Raw genomic sequence first — 17,444 nt, 5'->3', positions numbered from 1 at the left:
CGGTACGTACGGTGGTGTGAGAGGTCGGGGGCTAGTCGCCCCCTCCTACTCGATTCTGATCGAGAATCTTTCATTATTCTTTCATTGATGAAATGTAGACTTTAGATAGAATATAACCATTAGAGGAGTGAAAGAAGAATTATGTATACAAAGAATGTAAAGACGGTTTTAAACAGGGTGGCTATTAGCATGTTGAGAAGAGTTTCCATTAGCTTGTTAGCAGCTTTGTTGGTACTTTCATCATTTTCATTTTCTTCCATTGCATCAGCTGAGGTAACCCCTAGCAGTGAGTGGATACCAACATATAAAGGTTCCGAATTGGATGGAAATTCTTCACTTCGAATTTATTTTGAAGAAAGTATGTCTGTTACTAGTGCTACTTACTTGAAAGCCCAAATGACTATCGCTACGGACGGCGTGAATTTTGTAACGCTTCCAGAACAGAGTAACGTGAATTTATACGGAAATAGAATTAATCTGAATTACAACTTTGAAATGCCAATTGTGCAGGGTCTTTATACAAAGATTAAAATCGCGGCAGGGACATTAAATAATGGTGATGGCATTTACAACTCAGAGTTGATCTTGGATGTAGCACCTCCAGCCATTCAAGGTGCTGTCATTAGCAATTTCAATCACGATGTCACGATTACCTTTCATGAGGACGTTTATGATAATCGAATATCGAACTCAGTCTCGCGTCTAAAAGAGTATATTTATATACAAAGAGATGGAGCCTCTTCCTCTGACTATTTGGCAACTAGTGATACAGTGTCATTAGCATCCGATAAGCTGACCATACATTTTGCACAGGCCCTTACGGGAGCAAATAATCAAATTATCATAGGTAGCCATGCACTTAAGGACAGTAATGGAAATATTATTACGGATAGCATCGTAACTCCAATGATTTCAGCGGTCCCAGACATCCTGGATCCAAACCCAGTAGATAGAACTGCGCCTAAATTTATAAAGGCCTATATTACAAATGCAGATCATGATATTGTGCTAGAGTTTGACGAAGCTGTACTTAATAATAAGGATACAATAGATAATTTAAAAGCTTCCATATATTATCAATACTATACGAATGGTCTTTTTTCTTATAATGCTCCTTCCAATTTAACTTATACATTCTCTGGGAACACCTTGATCATTCATTCACCACAACCATTGAATGGCCAATATCACTTAAACTTTCAGCAGAATTCATTTAAAGATGCTTCTGGTAATATTTACACTGACTCTATATACACGGGCTGGTTATATTCCATTCAACAATTATCACCTCAGAGTGGAAGCATCACGAAGAATGGTCGACTATTAAATCTTATGTTTTATAATAATCAATATTATCGGAACATAAACATTTTTGATAATACCCTTGTTGCGGGCGTTTCGCACTTGAAAGAGAAGATTTCAATCTCAACAGATGGCATTAACTTTTCACCTTTAAGTGAACAGGATGTTGTATCCATTCAAGAGAATAGGCTAGTCGTTCTATTGCAAGACCCGATTACAAATAACAATTCCATTATGGTTAAAATAGCAGCAGATGCACTCACTGATGAATATAAAAATCTACAAAACTTAGAGGTTAGTCAATGGATTGGATATAATGTTCCTGATCTCACAGGGTTCCTCTATAGTAATCTAGCTAGTGAACTAACATTTGAAGACAATGAATTATGGAGAAGTAAAGTAACCAGCGTTACCATCGAAGATGAAGATAATGGTGCTACAAGAACATTATCTAGCTCGGAATACACGCTGACTGCGGGCATGCTCACGATAAACAAGGGCGTTTTTCAAAATGGTATAGAATATGAAGTTTACATCCATGCAGATGGTTACAGTTCCAGGTATATAGAAAATGTAGCAGTCAAATCGTCTGAAGTATTCTATATGACAGCGCCTGTGATAACTACAGCAAATGGACTTACTGCAAAAATAAATATATTTAATTCGTTCCAGTACAAGTATGGTAACTACGATAGCATAGGAACTCAATCGGTCATCTTTCAATTGATGAAAGATAATACACCTGTGAGCATTGTTGAGGCTAACTTAATGTTGCATACAGGAACGTATTCAGCAAGTTTTAATGTTGCAGATCCAACGAATCCTGCGTATACGGTTAAAGCATTTCTAGTAAGTAAATTTAATAATGATTTTACAAGTGTTGGTGTAAATCTAGCAACAAAAGTGACGCAAACGCAAATGGATTTGTTTTTGAATGAGTACTATTACAATAACTAATAGGAATAGTAGAGAGAATCATTCAATTATGTGAATAAATCAGAAATGAAAGTGAGGCCTATCCAAGTGAAATTACGTAAGTTAAGTGTCATGTTAATTCTAGCGCTATGTTTATCGCTAGTTCCCATAAGTGCATTTGCAGCGAGTTCAGCAGTTACGTTGGATTCTGTAGCATCTATTGAGCAAGGCGGTTCAGTTACAATATCAGGCACATCCACGTTAGAAGAAGTGATCATTCAAGTGCTTCGTCCTAGTCATAGTACGGTATATTTCGATATGACTAAGGTCTCTGATGGCAAATTCTCAAGTACATTCACTTTATTAGCTTCTGAAGTTGTTGGAACTTATAAGGTAGTGGCTGGACAAGGGAATCAAGTAGATGCGAAAGACCTAGTTGTGACTGCGTCTAAGGTTATCGTGCCACCTACACAGCCGATTGATCCTCCAGTTATTATCGTACCGGGTGGTCCAACTCCTGGCGCTGGTTATGGTCCTGGTCCTGGTCCAAACCCTGGTCCAGGGCCAGTATCAGTATCAGGTACACCAGTTACTCCACCGTCAACCAATGCAAATGTTGTGAAAGTAGATACAAGTAAGAATAGTGTGAAATCTACTACAGCGGCGGATGGCCATGTAACAAACACTGTTTCTCAAGACAATGCGGCGCTTGCTGCAGCATTAACACAAGCAGCAGGTCAAGATAACCAAGGCGATGCTCCAATCGTCTCCATTTCTTTCAACAATAAGACGGGAGAAGGCGTTACATTCAACGTTGCCTCATCGGTATTGGCTTCTGCTTCGATAAAAGCACCGAATACTATCATTTCATTCCAAACGAATGATGGTGAATATTCATTACCTATTAGGGTGTTAGAGTTTGTAGCAATTGCGCAAAAGCTAGGCACTAATAATGAGAACATTAGCATCCAAATCAATATTTCTAATTCAGATAATGACATGAATGCTAAGATCAAAGCGAGCGCTATGAACATTGGTTCTTCCCAGATTGGTAGTGCAATTGAATTTTCTGTTCATGCCATTGGAAACAACAAGAGTATCGAGATCAATAACTTCGGTAGCACATATGTATCTAGATCGATCGTATTCACAATTCCGTCAGATGCACATACTTCGACTGTTGTTCTCTACGATCCAGTTACAGGCAAATTTTCTTTTGTACCTGCACTGTTTAGTAAACAAACAGACGGTACAACTAAAATCACATTTAAGCGTAATGGGAATAGTATCTACACGGTGCTTTCCTCAACTAAAACTTTCACTGACATAAACAAGCACTGGGCAAAAGATGATATCGAACTTCTTGCATCCAAGCTCGTAGTAAAAGGGATAACGGATTCTAGCTTTGCTCCAGAAAGTCATATTACACGTGCAGAATTCACAACTTTGCTCGTTCGTTCCCTAGCTCTGACGGATGATGTTGCTTCTGCAAGCTTCAAAGACGTTAAATCAACCGATTGGTTTGCAGGTGCGATTGGCGCGGCTGTTAAAACGAAACTAGTTGATGGTTATAATGACAACAGTTTTGATCCAAATGGCACGATTACACGCGAACAAATGGCGGTTATGGTTTCCAGAGCTATCAATGTAACGGGAATGAAAATGGACATGGTAGCTGCTTCAACTACTGTCTTGGCTAAATTCAGTGACAAAGCATCGATCAGCAGCTGGGCACAAGAGGCTGTTGCACAATCTGTTGAAGCTGAAATTATTTCTGGTATGACAGATAAGACGTTCGTACCCACAGCGAAAGCGACCCGTGCTCATGCAGTAGTTATGCTTAAACGTTTATTGCAATATACTAGCTATATCAATTAATCGACTAATAAATGGTTCGACTTTGTTCCATCCTAAAGAATACAGAAAGACCGCTCATTTTGGTAAATGGAAGTACTTGCATCCATTTCAAAAGGAGTGGTTTTTTGTCCATTTGATATACAAGAGCCCATTTTCATACTCATGAATTTGAAAAGGACACGTATAAAAAATCTTGAACGAAACAATAAACAAACAGGTGTAAAGATGGTATAATCAAGCACATAATGTATGAGAAGTATTCATCTTGCGATATATTATCCAATTAATTTCATTAGAGATGAATAGGGGAGAATATAGAATGGCTCAGAATATGAACGGTAAAGTGGTTGCTATAACGGCTTCACGTAAAGTTGCTGAAATGTCTAAATTAGTGGAGAACATGGGTGGAATCCCTCTTCATCGTCCAGCACAAGGAACAGTATTCCTAGATGATGAGAATTTACGTCAAGGCTTATCCGCTATGATCGTTCATCCACCACAATGGGTTATTTTCACCACGGGTATGGGTGTGGAAGCGTTATTTAATACGGCTGAGGATATGGGGATCGCTGATGAACTTCTAAATATATTAACGAGAACTTCGATAGCGGCTAGAGGTTATAAGACAGTGAACGCATTGAGGAAACGTCAATTGTATCCAATCGTGAGAGATGATGATGGGAGTAATGCGGGTCTGATTCGCTCATTTCAGGAACATGATATCCGAGGAAGTAACGTGATATTGCAGCTACACGGTGAATCTGCACCGAAGATATCTCAATGGCTAGAAGAGCAGGGAGCTAAGACAACACCATTGTTGCCGTATTGTCATGTTCGACCAGAAGCGGATCAACTGCAACAACTATTTAATGATATTGTGCTATGTCGTGTGGATGCTGTTACATTCACAAGTGGACCTCAAGTTCATTTTTTAGTGGAATATGCCCAAGAGCATAAGGGAATGGATGATCTGCGTATCGCATTTGCTGGGCCCGTTATTGCCGTAGCTGTAGGTAAGGTAACAGCACAATCGCTACTGGAAGAAGGAATAGAACGAATTATTACACCAAAAGAAGAAAGAATGGGTAGTATGATGGTGGCATTAGGAAGTTATTTTGCCGCTCAGGAAGATACAAAGAGTTCCGAGGGGGAATAAAATATGATTAACCAAACAACTAAAAAGTGTCTGCTAGTTGGAGATTATACACATCCGAAGTTCCATCCAATGCAAGGGGTGGACGCACAGATTAGCCATATATTAAATGATGTAATGACGGTTCAATGTAGCGAGAATAAGAATATGTTCATGGATGCCAACATTCAACAATTTGATCTTTGTATTTCTTACATTGATCTCTGGGATGAATTAATGTCTCCGAAGCAAACGGCAGGATTACTTAGCTATGTTAGTCAAGGTGGAGGGCTATTCGTTATCCATAATGGACTATCAATTGAGGGTAGATACGAGTTATCTCATTTAATGGGTGGAAGATATACGGGTCATGCGCCATATCAATCGCTATCCTTCCGAACAACGCAAGAACAACATCCTATTATAGATGGGATTCAACCATTTCAGCTAGAAGAAGAACCGTATGAATTCATATTTGATACATTTATGGAGAAACAGATATTGTTGGAATATCAACGAGATGACAAATGGTACCCAGCGGCATGGAGTCATACGTATGGGCTAGGGCGGGTAACCTACTTAATGCCGGGACATCATGAACCTACATTTATGCAACCTGAATTACGTCAATTTATTCTCCAAGCAGCAGAGTGGACAGCACGTTGAGATTGAATTCTGTTATCATAATAACGGCTTTGTTGTCTGATATGACGGCAAAGCCGTTTCTACTTGCGTGTTGACATGTTACAATGGGGATTAAGTTCAATATAAGACGTTATTATGCGGTTTATGTAATAAGGAAGTCACAGCCGATGCTACTTGTTAATTAGAGATCTGTATATCTTGTAACTTATAAAGAGCGGTAATAAAGATAACAACCAGTAGATAAAATAAATTGATCGAGGTGAAGGATTTGCCCAAATTTCAAGACTTAGGCATTACAGAAGAATTAGATAAGCTGATTCATAATCAAGGAATAACAGAACCAACTCCAGTACAACATGAAGCTATTCCGTTATTGTTAGCAGGAAGAGATGTGATTGCCCGTGCGCGTACGGGAACTGGAAAGACACTAGCCTTCTTATTGCCTATATTGATGAAGATTGATCCGAATCGTCAATTCCCACAGGCGTTAATTGTTGCACCAACACGGGAGTTAGCTCTACAGATCACTGAAGAAGCACGTAAGTTGACAAGACATACAGAGGTCAAGATTCTGGCTGTTTATGGTGGACAAGATGTAGAGAAGCAACTGCGCAAGCTTGAAGGCGGACGACATCTTATCATCGGTACACCAGGACGTTTGCTAGATCACCTTGGTCGTGGAACGCTAGATCTTGGTGGCGTTAAAATGCTTGTATTGGATGAGGCTGACCAAATGCTCCATATGGGATTCTTGAACGATGTAGAGACATTGATTCAAGCACTTCCTTATCGTCGTCAGACCATGCTATTCTCAGCAACGATGCCTGCGGAGATCAAGAGAATTGCTAGTGCGTATACGACGGATGCAGAGGATATTATGATCAAAGGGGAGAACTCATTGGTTCCCCTTGAGAATATTCGCCAAATCGTGATTGAATGTTCAGATCGCAATAAACAAGAAGCATTATTCTCGATGATCAATGAATATAACCCCTACTTAGCGTTAGTATTCTGTCGTACGAAACGTCGTGCGAAGATCCTGAATACAGAACTCAGAGACAAAGGATATAATTCAGATGAACTACACGGCGATCTCTCACAAGCGAAGAGAGAATCCGTTATGCGTAAATTCCGCGAAGCGAAGTTACATGTTCTCGTTGCGACGGATGTTGCTGCTCGTGGATTGGATGTTGAAGGGATATCCCATGTGTTCAACTACGATATTCCACATGATGTAGAGAGCTATATTCACCGCATTGGTCGTACCGGTCGTGCTGGAGATAAAGGGCTTGCGATCACACTAGCAGATCCTAAGGATAAGCCAGAAGTTCAACGTATTGAACTTCAGATTCATCATAATATTGAGAAGCTACGTTATGAGAATCATGATGGCAAAGTTGAATTTAAGAAAGTAAGTACATTTACTTCTGCTGGGAAGAAACAAAGAGGAAACCGTGACGGAGAGTTGAGTACTCGCAGTCAGTCCACAGGACGCGGAGGCGAAGCTCGCCGTGGAGCTGGACGCGGTGGTGAAACCCGCGGTGGCACTGGACGCGGAAGCGAAGCCCGCGGTGGCACTGGACGCGGAAGCGAAGCTCGCGGTGGCACTGGACGCGGAGGCGAAGCCCGCGGTGGAGCAGTACGCGGAGGCGAAGCGCGCGGTGGCACGGGACGCGGAAGCGAAGCCCGCGTTGGCACTGGACGCGGAGGCGAAGCTCGCGGTGGCACTGGACGCGGAAGCGAAGCGCGCGGTGGAGCAGTACGCGGAGGCGAAGCGCGCGGTGGCACGGGGCGCGGAAGCGAAGCCCGCGGTGGCACTGGACGCGGAAGCGAAACCCGGGGTTCATCGGCGGGACGTCCCTCAAGCCGCGGCTCAAGTAGCTTTGGCGGAAGTAAGAGTCATTCGTACTCGCGCAAGAAATAGACCAAGTTCGTAGCTTACATCCCATAACAGTTCAAGGTGCTATAGCCTTGATCTGTTATTTTTATATGATTCGAAGTAGCTTTACTATCCATTTCATAAAAGTTGGTGAAGAATGAAAGCAATCCGTTATTTCAGAAAAAGCATTCAAAATAAAATACTCATATCTTTCTTATTGGTCATGCTCATACCTACAACCACCATTAGTGTAAGTTCTTATTTGATTTCTGTGAAAATTCTGAAAGAGAAAGTTAGCCATTCTTTTAATGAAAATTTATATTACATCGCTAATTCCATTCAAGGGGAATTGGCTCGAATTGAGAATTTAACTGATTTAATATATATCAACAGTGATGTACAAGAAGCGATAAGTATTGATATCGATAATGATGCGGATTATTTTGTTCAACTTAAGAATGTAAATAATGTCATTAGTAATCTATCACTTTACTCCGATTATTATAGATATATTACCTCTCTTTATATTTTTGGTAGTAATGGAGGCGTTTATATACACGGATCTGATACATATAAGACAGACATCCATGAACTTCAGAATTCTTTATGGTACAAGACAACGACAGAGCTTAAAGGAAAGGTATTGTGGACTGGTGTTCATGATAATGAGGCAACGATGGCCAAGACGAAGCGGATATTCTCGCTAGCAAGGGTTATTAATGAGACTAATCATCGGAATATAGGGACAATCTATATGAGTTTAAAACCGGCTATATTTAGTGATATATTAAGTAAAGCTTCGCCAATCACCCAGAGCCGAATATATATTACCGATCAATACCAGAATATTGTCTACCCAGAACAGAAAGTATCTAAAAGCCTGAATTCTGAAGGAATACAGTTACCTACAACGAAGAACAATTCGAGTTTTGAGATGGAGGTCAATGGGGAGCCTTTCTTGGTGTCTAACTATCGTATCGATAAATATGATTGGAATATCGTTCAGATGATCCCATTACATGTCTTGACTCAAGACAACAAAATCATATTCAAAATTACGACGTTTGCCTTTATCTTGTCATTTTTATTCTCAGCAGTTCTATGGTTCATTATTTCGCGCAATATCGTTAGACCGATCAAACAATTAACGCTAACGATGAAAGATGTGAAATCGACCGATATCATGGTTAAGTCTGACATTACAAGTATCGACGAAATTGGTCTACTCTCTCGCAACTTTAATTATATGATTGATCGAATATACGCTTTGTTTAATCAGGTGTTAGATGAAGAACAGAAGAAAAAGGATGCGGAAATCAAAACATTACAAAGTCAGATTACACCACACTTTTTATATAACACATTAAATACCATCCGTTGGATGGCCATTATTCAAAAGTCAGATGGGATCAAAGAGGTTGTGGATGCACTTGCTCGATTGTTAAGAAATTCATTTAAACATATGAACACTTTTATTACACTTAGGGAAGAATTAGGAATGATTCATGACTATGTCTATATTCAACAAACGCGCTATCGAGATAAATTCCAAGTAGAGTATGAGGTGGATGAAGCGCTTCTGAACATGAAGTGTGTAAAGCTAACCTTGCAACCACTTGTGGAGAATGCCATCTTCCATGGGATTGAATCACAAGAAGAACCCGGGCTGATCAAGATTAAGGTGATGGAAGAGTCAACGAACCTAAGAATAACAGTCGAAGATAATGGTGCCGGAATGTCTACAGATCAAATTGCTAAAAGTTTAAGTCAAGAATTGGATGAATATGATTCTTCCCGTGGGATCGGAATACACAATGTGAACAATCGTATTAAGTTAATCTGTGGAGATATATATGGCCTTGAAATTGAAAGTGAAATAGGTGTGTACACTAGAGTTCACGTTATTCTACCCTTGGCTACAATAGATGAATGATGAATAGTGAGAAGGTGAACGGTATGTTAAAAGTAATGATAACCGATGATGAGGCTTTGGTCAGAATAGGCATAAAAACAACCATTCCGTGGATTGAGTTGGGATTTGAACTTGTAGGAGAAGCAGAGAATGGGAAGAAAGCCTTAGAAATGGCAAGAGAGTTTAAGCCAGATATTATTCTGTCAGATATTAAGATGCCCTTATTGAATGGGCTTGAATTACTTAAGAAATTGAAAGATGAAGGAAACCAGGCCAAGTTCATTATGTTAAGTGCATATGATGATTTTGAATATGTAAAAGAAGCGTTGAAGAATGGCGCTTATGACTATATTCTGAAGCTTGAGCTTGAGCCAGATCATCTAATCCGTATTCTATCGGAGTTACGTGCGGAGATACTATCCAATAGAGTTGTAAGCAGTCCTAATGTAGCTATAGCGACAGAAACGCCATTCATCAATACTTCTTTAATAAAGGATAAATTCTACAAAGATTTGATATTTGGAGTGATACAGAAGCGGGAAGAAGTTGTCGAGCCATTAGATCGTTATCATCTTCAGTTTCCAGAACAAAACTTAATATGTCTGTTGATAGAGGTAGACGATGAACAGATCTATATTAAATATGGGGAATCACCACACTTATTGGATTACTCCATACTTAACATCATTGAGGAAGTTGTAACAAGTTACGCATACGGACATGTGATTAGTCTGGAACGTCGTAGATTTGTAGCTATCTTGTCATTACTGGATAAAAGAGAATATCCATCTGAACATACTGTGAATGATGTTACAGGTAATATACGTACAACGCTACGCAAATATTTAAGCACCTCAGTGTGTATTGGCATCAGTAGAATCTACCAGGAATATACGGATATTCAGAAAATGTTTAGACAAGCAAAGGAAGCTAATCTGCATAAATTTAGTTATCCAAGAGGTAGCGATATCTTGTACCAGGATATATGTCATTTATCCTTAGAAGATAGTGAAGATATATCCGAAGAAATGAAAGATATGGAGAATGCACTACTATATGGTGATGTGCATGAAATTGAGCATACATTAAATAAGATTATTGAGAAAATGATTGCCTCAAATAAGTTGACGAAAGATCTCTTAACAGGTCTTTGTTATACACTGTATTACATGTACCAAAGTTTTGTGGAGAAGTATCAACTGACAGATAAAGGGATCATAACGAAAGAAATGTACAGTAGAATTGACAAGATGAATCTGAAGGATGACTTTGTTGAGTGGGTTAGTTATTTGAAGAATCGTACAATCGAACAATTGATCAATAACAACGAGAATATGAGAGTCTATAAAGCCAAGCAATATATAAATAATAGCTACAAAGAGGAATTATCTTTGGAGCGAGTAGCCACGCATCTCGAACTATCTAGTGGATATCTTAGTAATTTATTTAAAAGGGAAACAGGACAGAACTTTGTTGATTACTTAACTGAAGTAAGAATCAATAATGCCAAAGTGTTGTTAAGAACAACAAACTTAAAAAATGCAGAGATAGCAAGAGAAGTAGGATATATGGATGAATATTACTTTAGTAAAGTATTTAAAAAAATAACTGGACTCTCTCCTACGAAATATAGAGAGTAATGAAATGTGCTTATATGAGATATCTCAATCTCATATAAGCACATTTTTTCTTTAAATAGTACAAAATATCTTTAATTATTCTTTTATTCGATATTTAAATATTCCTAAAAAACAGAAGAGACTACATTTCAAACCATGTCTATACCTATTATATTAGACATGTAGTACAAATACAGCTAACAAAAAAGGGGAAAAATAAATGAAAAACGCTAGAAAGAAAAGCTTAGGTATTCTATGTATCATGGCTACTCTACTATTGTCGGCGTGTGGAGGTAACAATACTAACGGCAATACAGCATCACCGAATGCGGATGGCAATAAGAATGCGGCTACAGAGAGCAAGCCTGTTACATTGAGAATGTATGTGACTTCAGGAAATGCTAACTTACCTTCTTCACAAGCAATTCTTGACGACTACAAAAAAGAAACAGGAACTACCGTTATTATGGAAACAGTAGCTGGAGATGGCGATGCAATTTATAAAAAGATTGATGTCGATTTATCTTCTGGTGGGGATGTAGATGTTCTTCCTATTCAAAACCCAATCATTCATAGTAAATATGCAACGAACGGTTGGCTTTTACCGTTAAATGATCTTTATACAAAGTCATCTTACGATTTTGAAAAAGTATACGGTAAAAATCTAACGAAGTTCGAGAATGATCAAGTGTATATGCTTCCTGATAAAGCATCAGGTTGGATGGTATTTTACAACAAGAAAATATTTGATGATGCAAACGTACCTTATCCATCAGGTGAGTGGACATGGGATGAGTATGTAGAAACAGCTAAGAAATTAACAGATTCTAAAAAAGGCATTTACGGTTCATCTATGCCTGATTATGACAACACGTTCTATCTGTTAGCAGCACAAAGAGGAGTTAATGGATATAAAGAAGATGGTTCATCTAATTTTGACGATGTTGCTTTCAAAGATTCCCTTCAATTCCTAAGTGATCTTGGAAATGTGCACAAGGTTCAACCAAGCTGGTTAGAGTATCACTCCAAGAATATTCCTTATGATGCATTCATGAATGGATCTTATGGTATGCAGTTTATCGGTTCTTGGTATATGTTTGCACCACTAGACAAAGAGAACTATCCACGTGATTGGAAGTTGGGTGTAACACAGACTCCTGTAGATCCTAATGGTAAGAACAATATCGGTATTACATCAGGTCTTGCTATTAATAAATTCTCTAAGCACCCTGAAGAAGCAGCAGATTTCTTGAAGTATTATGCAGAGAATAACTACAAGTATAACGGTGGTATTCCAGCACGTGAGGACTTGGCTCAAGAAGATTTAGATAAGCTGTTTGGTGAGATTTCATCTAAACTAGTTGATGATGGTATAACAACACAAGAGCTTACTGACGCATATCTTGCACCGACTTTGGGTCTTGAATCTGAGAAAATTCTAGGTTCAATCGCAGCTGAATACGGAAAGATCATTTATCAAGAAGGCGAGCTTTTCCTCGTAGGACAGCAGCCATTGGACAAAACAATAACTAAAATTAAAGAGAGAGCGGATAAAGCGATTAATTCCGCCAAATAGAAATAATATAAATAATATCAAGGGCACTTGCCATGTGAAGTGCCCTTTGATATGAGGAGTGGATGAGATGGCCAAAGTGAAGAAAATGAACAGAATGCAGAAACAAGAGGCTAGAGCCGCGCTGTTGTTTGTTCTTCCCTTTTTTATTGGATTCGTAATATTTGGACTTGCTCCATTTCTATATGCTGTATTCATTAGTTTCATGGACTACAATGATTTCAAACCATTTAGTGATTTGAAATGGGCGGGATTTGATAACTATATTGCTATCTTTGATGATCAGATTGCAATGTCTTCTTATTTAAAGAGCTTTTTGTACACCATTATTTATGTGCCTCTATTAACCATAGCTGGATTCCTTGGCGCAGTATTGTTGAATAAGTTCTTTTATTTCAAAACATTGAGTAGATCTTTATTTATGGTACCTTATGTAGCGAATATTGTTGCGATTTCTATTGTGTTTTCGATGTTATTTGATCCTTTTGGCGGTGTAATTAACACATTGTTGAATGGATTAGGTATTGAGAATCCACCTCTATGGTTCGCTGGAAGTAGTACGGCCATATTAAGTGTTGCACTTGTTGCTGTGTGGGCGAACTTCCCTTTCCAAATGATTGTTTACTTAGCAGCTTTACAAGGTGTTCCAAGAGATCTATATGAAGCAGCAGAAATAGACGGTGCATCAAGATGGAGAAAGATGGTCAGTATTACGCTACCAATGGTCTCTCCTACTAGCTTTTTCTTAGTTATTACGGCTACAATCGGATCATTCCAGAACTTCACTATATTTAATGCACTTACAAGAGGTGGACCTGGAACGGCTTCACGGGTCAGTTCGATTAACATATATGAAGAAGCATTCTCATTCAATCATTACAGTTATGCATCAGCACAAGCGGTTATCTTATTCTTAATTATATTAGTGATATCGGCAATACAATGGGGGGGGCAGAAAAAATGGGTACATTACTAGAAAAGAAATTAACGAAAAACCCCTCAACACCAAGAAAGAAAATATCAACAACAACCGTTATATACTCGATTATTATTTTCTTAATCGCGTTAACTATGATATCTCCACTTATATTTATGGTATCGGCTTCGCTTAAAACAACGAGTGCTGCATTTGATGAACCGTTGAAGAATATTATACCGAAGGATATCTATTGGGATAACTATAAGTTTCTACTTAATTCATCCAACTTCTTTCTTTGGATACGTAACTCCTTCAAAGTTGTAATCATCTCGATCGCACTTCGAGCTATTGTAGTCACCATGGCTGCATATGCCTTTGCTAGATTAGAATTCAAGGGAAGAAACATTCTGCTATTGTTGTCATTATCCACATTAGCTATACCAAGTGATACAACGATTGTAGCTAGATATTTGTTGTACAAGTATTTACATTTGTTGGATACGCACTGGGCTATCATCATACCTGCCGTATTTGATGTGTTCTTCTTATTCCTATTAAGGCAGTTCTTTATGGGTGTGCCAAAGGAAATCACAGAAGCAGCTATTGTAGATGGATGTTCGCATTACCGTGTTTATTTAAGAATAATTTTACCTCTTGCAGTTCCTGCGCTAGTAACCATGATTGTTTTTTCTTATGTGTATATTTGGAACGATTATGTCAGTCCATTTATATTCATATCGAGCGAGAAGAAACAATTGGTTACGGTTGGACTCCAATATTTCCAATTACAATCTGGGGCTAACTATGCGTTGCAAATGGCAGGTGCTTCCGTTGTAGTTCTTATACCGGTTATCCTATTCTCATTCACACAGAAGTATTTCGTTGAAGGAATAGCTTCAAGTGGAGTTAAAGGCTAATATTGTTATAGCACTGTATTGAAGTATTTGGTAATCAGATCATATTGTTATATGATGAATGAACAGATTGGGCTATGATAGCTCGATCTGTTCATTTTTTTATGAGAGCGAGGTATTTCATATGTCAGTGTACAAGTATTCAGCAGGTAGTCCTGCGAACAAAGGGATATCCTTGCAGGATTATGAAGGAAAGGTTCTTATCATCGCTAATACAGCTAGCAAGTGTGGATTAACACCGCAGTATGGTGAGCTTGAGAAGCTGTATACGAAGTATCATGAACAAGGACTAGAGATCCTAGGGTTTCCATGTAACCAATTCGGAGCACAGGAGCCAGGAACAAGTGAAGAAGCGGAACAATTCTGTCAGATCAATTATGGTGTGACCTTCCCGATCCTCGCTAAAGTGGACGTCAACGGAGATAACACACACCCATTGTTCCAATACTTGAAAGAACAACAACCAGGTGAGGCAGAGGATGGTCATATTCAGTGGAACTTCACGAAATTCTTAGTCGATCGTCATGGTAACGTGGTTGAGCGCTTTGAACCGAAAACAACACCAGAGACGATGATTCAGAGTATTGAGAAGCATCTTGCATAAGTACTTATGTTAATTATTTAAAGAAGTCTCTCCTTTTGAAAAGGTTGATGGTACTCCCATTTCACCAAAAGGAGAGACTTCTCTTTGTCTTATTCTGGGCTGAAAAGTAGAAACAATGTGCTCGAAGTAGCGCAGACAACAGAACGATTTCGTAAAAGCGATAGCGGTAGCCTTGGTCTGCGAATTTCAACCGCTGAGCGGTTTCAATCTAGAAATTTGGAGACCACAGCGATTGAAGAAACGTTCTGTTAGCGGAGCACGCTCTCAGAGCACCTAACTATCTTTTAAGTAAAAATAATGGGGCTGCCCTTTCAGATCTTCCTGGTAACGACAGATTGGAGACTTCTGATATATAAATTAATAGTTGATTCGGTTAGAATAATGGTTATGTGATTAAGCCAATGAATGAGCGTTATCATAAATAAAGATAATCGTGGAGGATTATGAACAACATGAAGCCAATTATTGAAATCGCCCAATCTATGGGTGTTCACGAAGACCACTTGGAGTTATACGGTAAGTATAAATGTAAAATAAGCCCTACATTATGGGAAGAAGTGAAAGAAAGACCAAATGGGAGATTAGTGCTTGTCACGGCTATGAATCCAACACCTGCTGGTGAAGGGAAGACTTTAACAACTATAGGCCTGTCACAGGCATTAAATGCTATAGGAGAGCCTACCATTGCTGCACTTAGAGAGCCTTCGTTGGGACCTTGTTTTGGGATGAAAGGTGGAGCGACAGGAAGTGGCAAAGCTCAGATTGTTCCCGCAGATGATATCAATCTTCATTTCACAGGAGACATTCATGCGATAACCTCAGCACATAATTTGCTATCTGCCCTCATTGATAACCACTTGTTTCATGGCAATGAACTACAATTGAATCCAGGAAGAATCGTATGGAAACGAGCTATGGATATGAATGATCGTAGTTTACGCAGTATTGTAACGGGCATCGGAAATGGGAATGGTAATCCACGAGAGGCTGGTTTTCTGATTTCGACGGCTTCTGAAGTGATGGCTGTGCTATGTCTGAGTCAAGACCTACATGACCTTAGGAATCGGTTAGGGAAAATATTGATTGGATATACGCACGCAGGCGAAGCTGTGACAGCTACTCAATTAAATGCTGTTGAGGCAATGGTTATACTGCTTAAAGATGCCATGAAACCCAATTTAGTACAGACGTTAGAAGGCACACCAGTCATCATACATGGCGGTCCCTTTGCAAATATTGCCCATGGTTGTAGTAGCATAGTTGGGCTGAGATTAGCTTTGAAATTGGCTGATATTGTTGTGACCGAGGCTGGGTTTGGTGCGGATCTTGGTGCTGAGAAGTTCTTTGATATCACTTGTCGTGAAGCAGATCTGATTCCTGATGTAGCTGTATTAGTGGTTACGATTAAGGCGCTCAAATATAACGGTGGCGTTGCCAATAATGAATTAGATTATCCCAATTCTGATGCACTTAAGATGGGTCTAGCCAATATGGAAAGACATATTGAGAATATTCATAAATTCGGAGTTCCTGTCATGGTTGTCATCAATCATTACTTCAAAGATCTACCTGATGAAGTGGAACTCGTGAAAGAACGATGTCATCAGTTGGGTGTGGCTGTGGAGACTTCTACAGTATGGGCAGATGGGGGTGCAGGTGGAAAGGTGATGGCTGAGCAATTGGTGGCTATTCTTAACAGCCAGCAGACGAACTATTCACCTCTGTACCCCAAAGAATTGAGTGTAAAATCGAAGATTGAGAAAGTGGTCACGGAGATTTACCGTGGTCAAGATGTATCCTACTCGCCTTCTGCTCGGAGAGGTCTCGCCGAGATCGAACGTTTTGGGTATGGTAATTTACCCGTATGTATGGCCAAAACACCCTATTCATTCTCAGATCAACCCCGTCTTCTTGGAGCACCAGAAGGATTCACGATCCATATTAGCGATATCTCTATCTCTGCTGGTGCAGGATTCATTGTTGTTCATACAGGTAATATTGTAACGATGCCTGGGCTACCAAAGTCACCTGCTGCTGAACATATGAGATTGGATGAACATGGCGATATCATCGGATTATTCTAATCTAATGTTATAATAGATGTATCTTACACATTGGAGAATCTATATGACTGAGAATAAACGAATCAATTGTATGAAGTGCGAACATTTCT

At 39.2% G+C, this 17,444-nt stretch carries 13 protein-coding genes; all 13 read left to right on the top strand.

What is annotated here, in order from left to right:
• Positions 1–189: 189 nt before the first annotated feature.
• The 13 genes from ACH8E3_RS05400 (at position 190) to ACH8E3_RS05340 (ending at position 17,355) form a co-directional block, all read left to right on the top strand.
• Positions 190–2,259, top strand: coding sequence for a hemoblobin-interacting domain-containing protein (locus ACH8E3_RS05400; RefSeq protein WP_458631589.1), 2,070 nt, complete (start codon positions 190–192; stop codon positions 2,257–2,259).
• A gap of 66 nt (positions 2,260–2,325) precedes the next feature.
• The gene (locus tag ACH8E3_RS05395) at positions 2,326–4,095 is read left to right on the top strand and encodes an S-layer homology domain-containing protein (RefSeq protein ID WP_458631588.1); all 1,770 of its coding nucleotides are present in this window, start codon (positions 2,326–2,328) and stop codon (positions 4,093–4,095) included.
• 298 nt (positions 4,096–4,393) lie between these two features.
• Positions 4,394–5,230, top strand: coding sequence for a uroporphyrinogen-III synthase (locus ACH8E3_RS05390; protein WP_458631587.1), 837 nt, complete (start codon positions 4,394–4,396; stop codon positions 5,228–5,230).
• A gap of 3 nt (positions 5,231–5,233) precedes the next feature.
• Positions 5,234–5,872: a ThuA domain-containing protein gene (locus tag ACH8E3_RS05385; protein WP_458631586.1), complete on the top strand. Its 639-nt coding sequence runs from the start codon at positions 5,234–5,236 to the stop codon at positions 5,870–5,872.
• Positions 5,873–6,119: 247 nt separating this feature from the next.
• Entirely contained in the window at positions 6,120–7,775 is a 1,656-nt protein-coding gene (locus tag ACH8E3_RS05380) for a DEAD/DEAH box helicase (protein ID WP_458631585.1), read from the top strand.
• Positions 7,776–7,887: 112 nt separating this feature from the next.
• Positions 7,888–9,663, top strand: a complete 1,776-nt coding sequence (locus ACH8E3_RS05375) for a cache domain-containing sensor histidine kinase (RefSeq protein ID WP_458631584.1) — start codon at positions 7,888–7,890, stop codon at positions 9,661–9,663.
• 23 nt (positions 9,664–9,686) lie between these two features.
• Positions 9,687–11,282, top strand: coding sequence for a response regulator (locus ACH8E3_RS05370; protein WP_458631583.1), 1,596 nt, complete (start codon positions 9,687–9,689; stop codon positions 11,280–11,282).
• Positions 11,283–11,481: 199 nt separating this feature from the next.
• Entirely contained in the window at positions 11,482–12,837 is a 1,356-nt protein-coding gene (locus tag ACH8E3_RS05365; RefSeq protein WP_458631582.1) for an ABC transporter substrate-binding protein, read from the top strand.
• Between the two features lie 67 nt (positions 12,838–12,904).
• Positions 12,905–13,810, top strand: coding sequence for a carbohydrate ABC transporter permease (locus ACH8E3_RS05360; protein ID WP_458631581.1), 906 nt, complete (start codon positions 12,905–12,907; stop codon positions 13,808–13,810).
• The gene (locus ACH8E3_RS05355; RefSeq protein ID WP_458631580.1) at positions 13,795–14,670 is read left to right on the top strand and encodes a carbohydrate ABC transporter permease; all 876 of its coding nucleotides are present in this window, start codon (positions 13,795–13,797) and stop codon (positions 14,668–14,670) included. Before ACH8E3_RS05360 ends, ACH8E3_RS05355 begins: the two co-directional genes overlap by 16 nt.
• 121 nt (positions 14,671–14,791) lie before the next feature.
• Positions 14,792–15,271: a glutathione peroxidase gene (locus ACH8E3_RS05350; protein ID WP_458631579.1), complete on the top strand. Its 480-nt coding sequence runs from the start codon at positions 14,792–14,794 to the stop codon at positions 15,269–15,271.
• Between the two features lie 84 nt (positions 15,272–15,355).
• A complete protein-coding gene (locus tag ACH8E3_RS05345; RefSeq protein WP_458631578.1) occupies positions 15,356–15,523 on the top strand; it encodes a hypothetical protein in 168 nt (55 codons plus the stop codon).
• Positions 15,524–15,723: 200 nt separating this feature from the next.
• Entirely contained in the window at positions 15,724–17,355 is a 1,632-nt protein-coding gene (locus ACH8E3_RS05340; RefSeq protein WP_458631577.1) for a formate--tetrahydrofolate ligase, read from the top strand.
• The last annotated feature ends 89 nt before the right edge of the window (positions 17,356–17,444 follow it).

It is taken from the genome of Paenibacillus sp. CMAA1364 (assembly GCF_054373195.1).
This window is presented reverse-complemented; position numbering and strand designations above follow the sequence as displayed.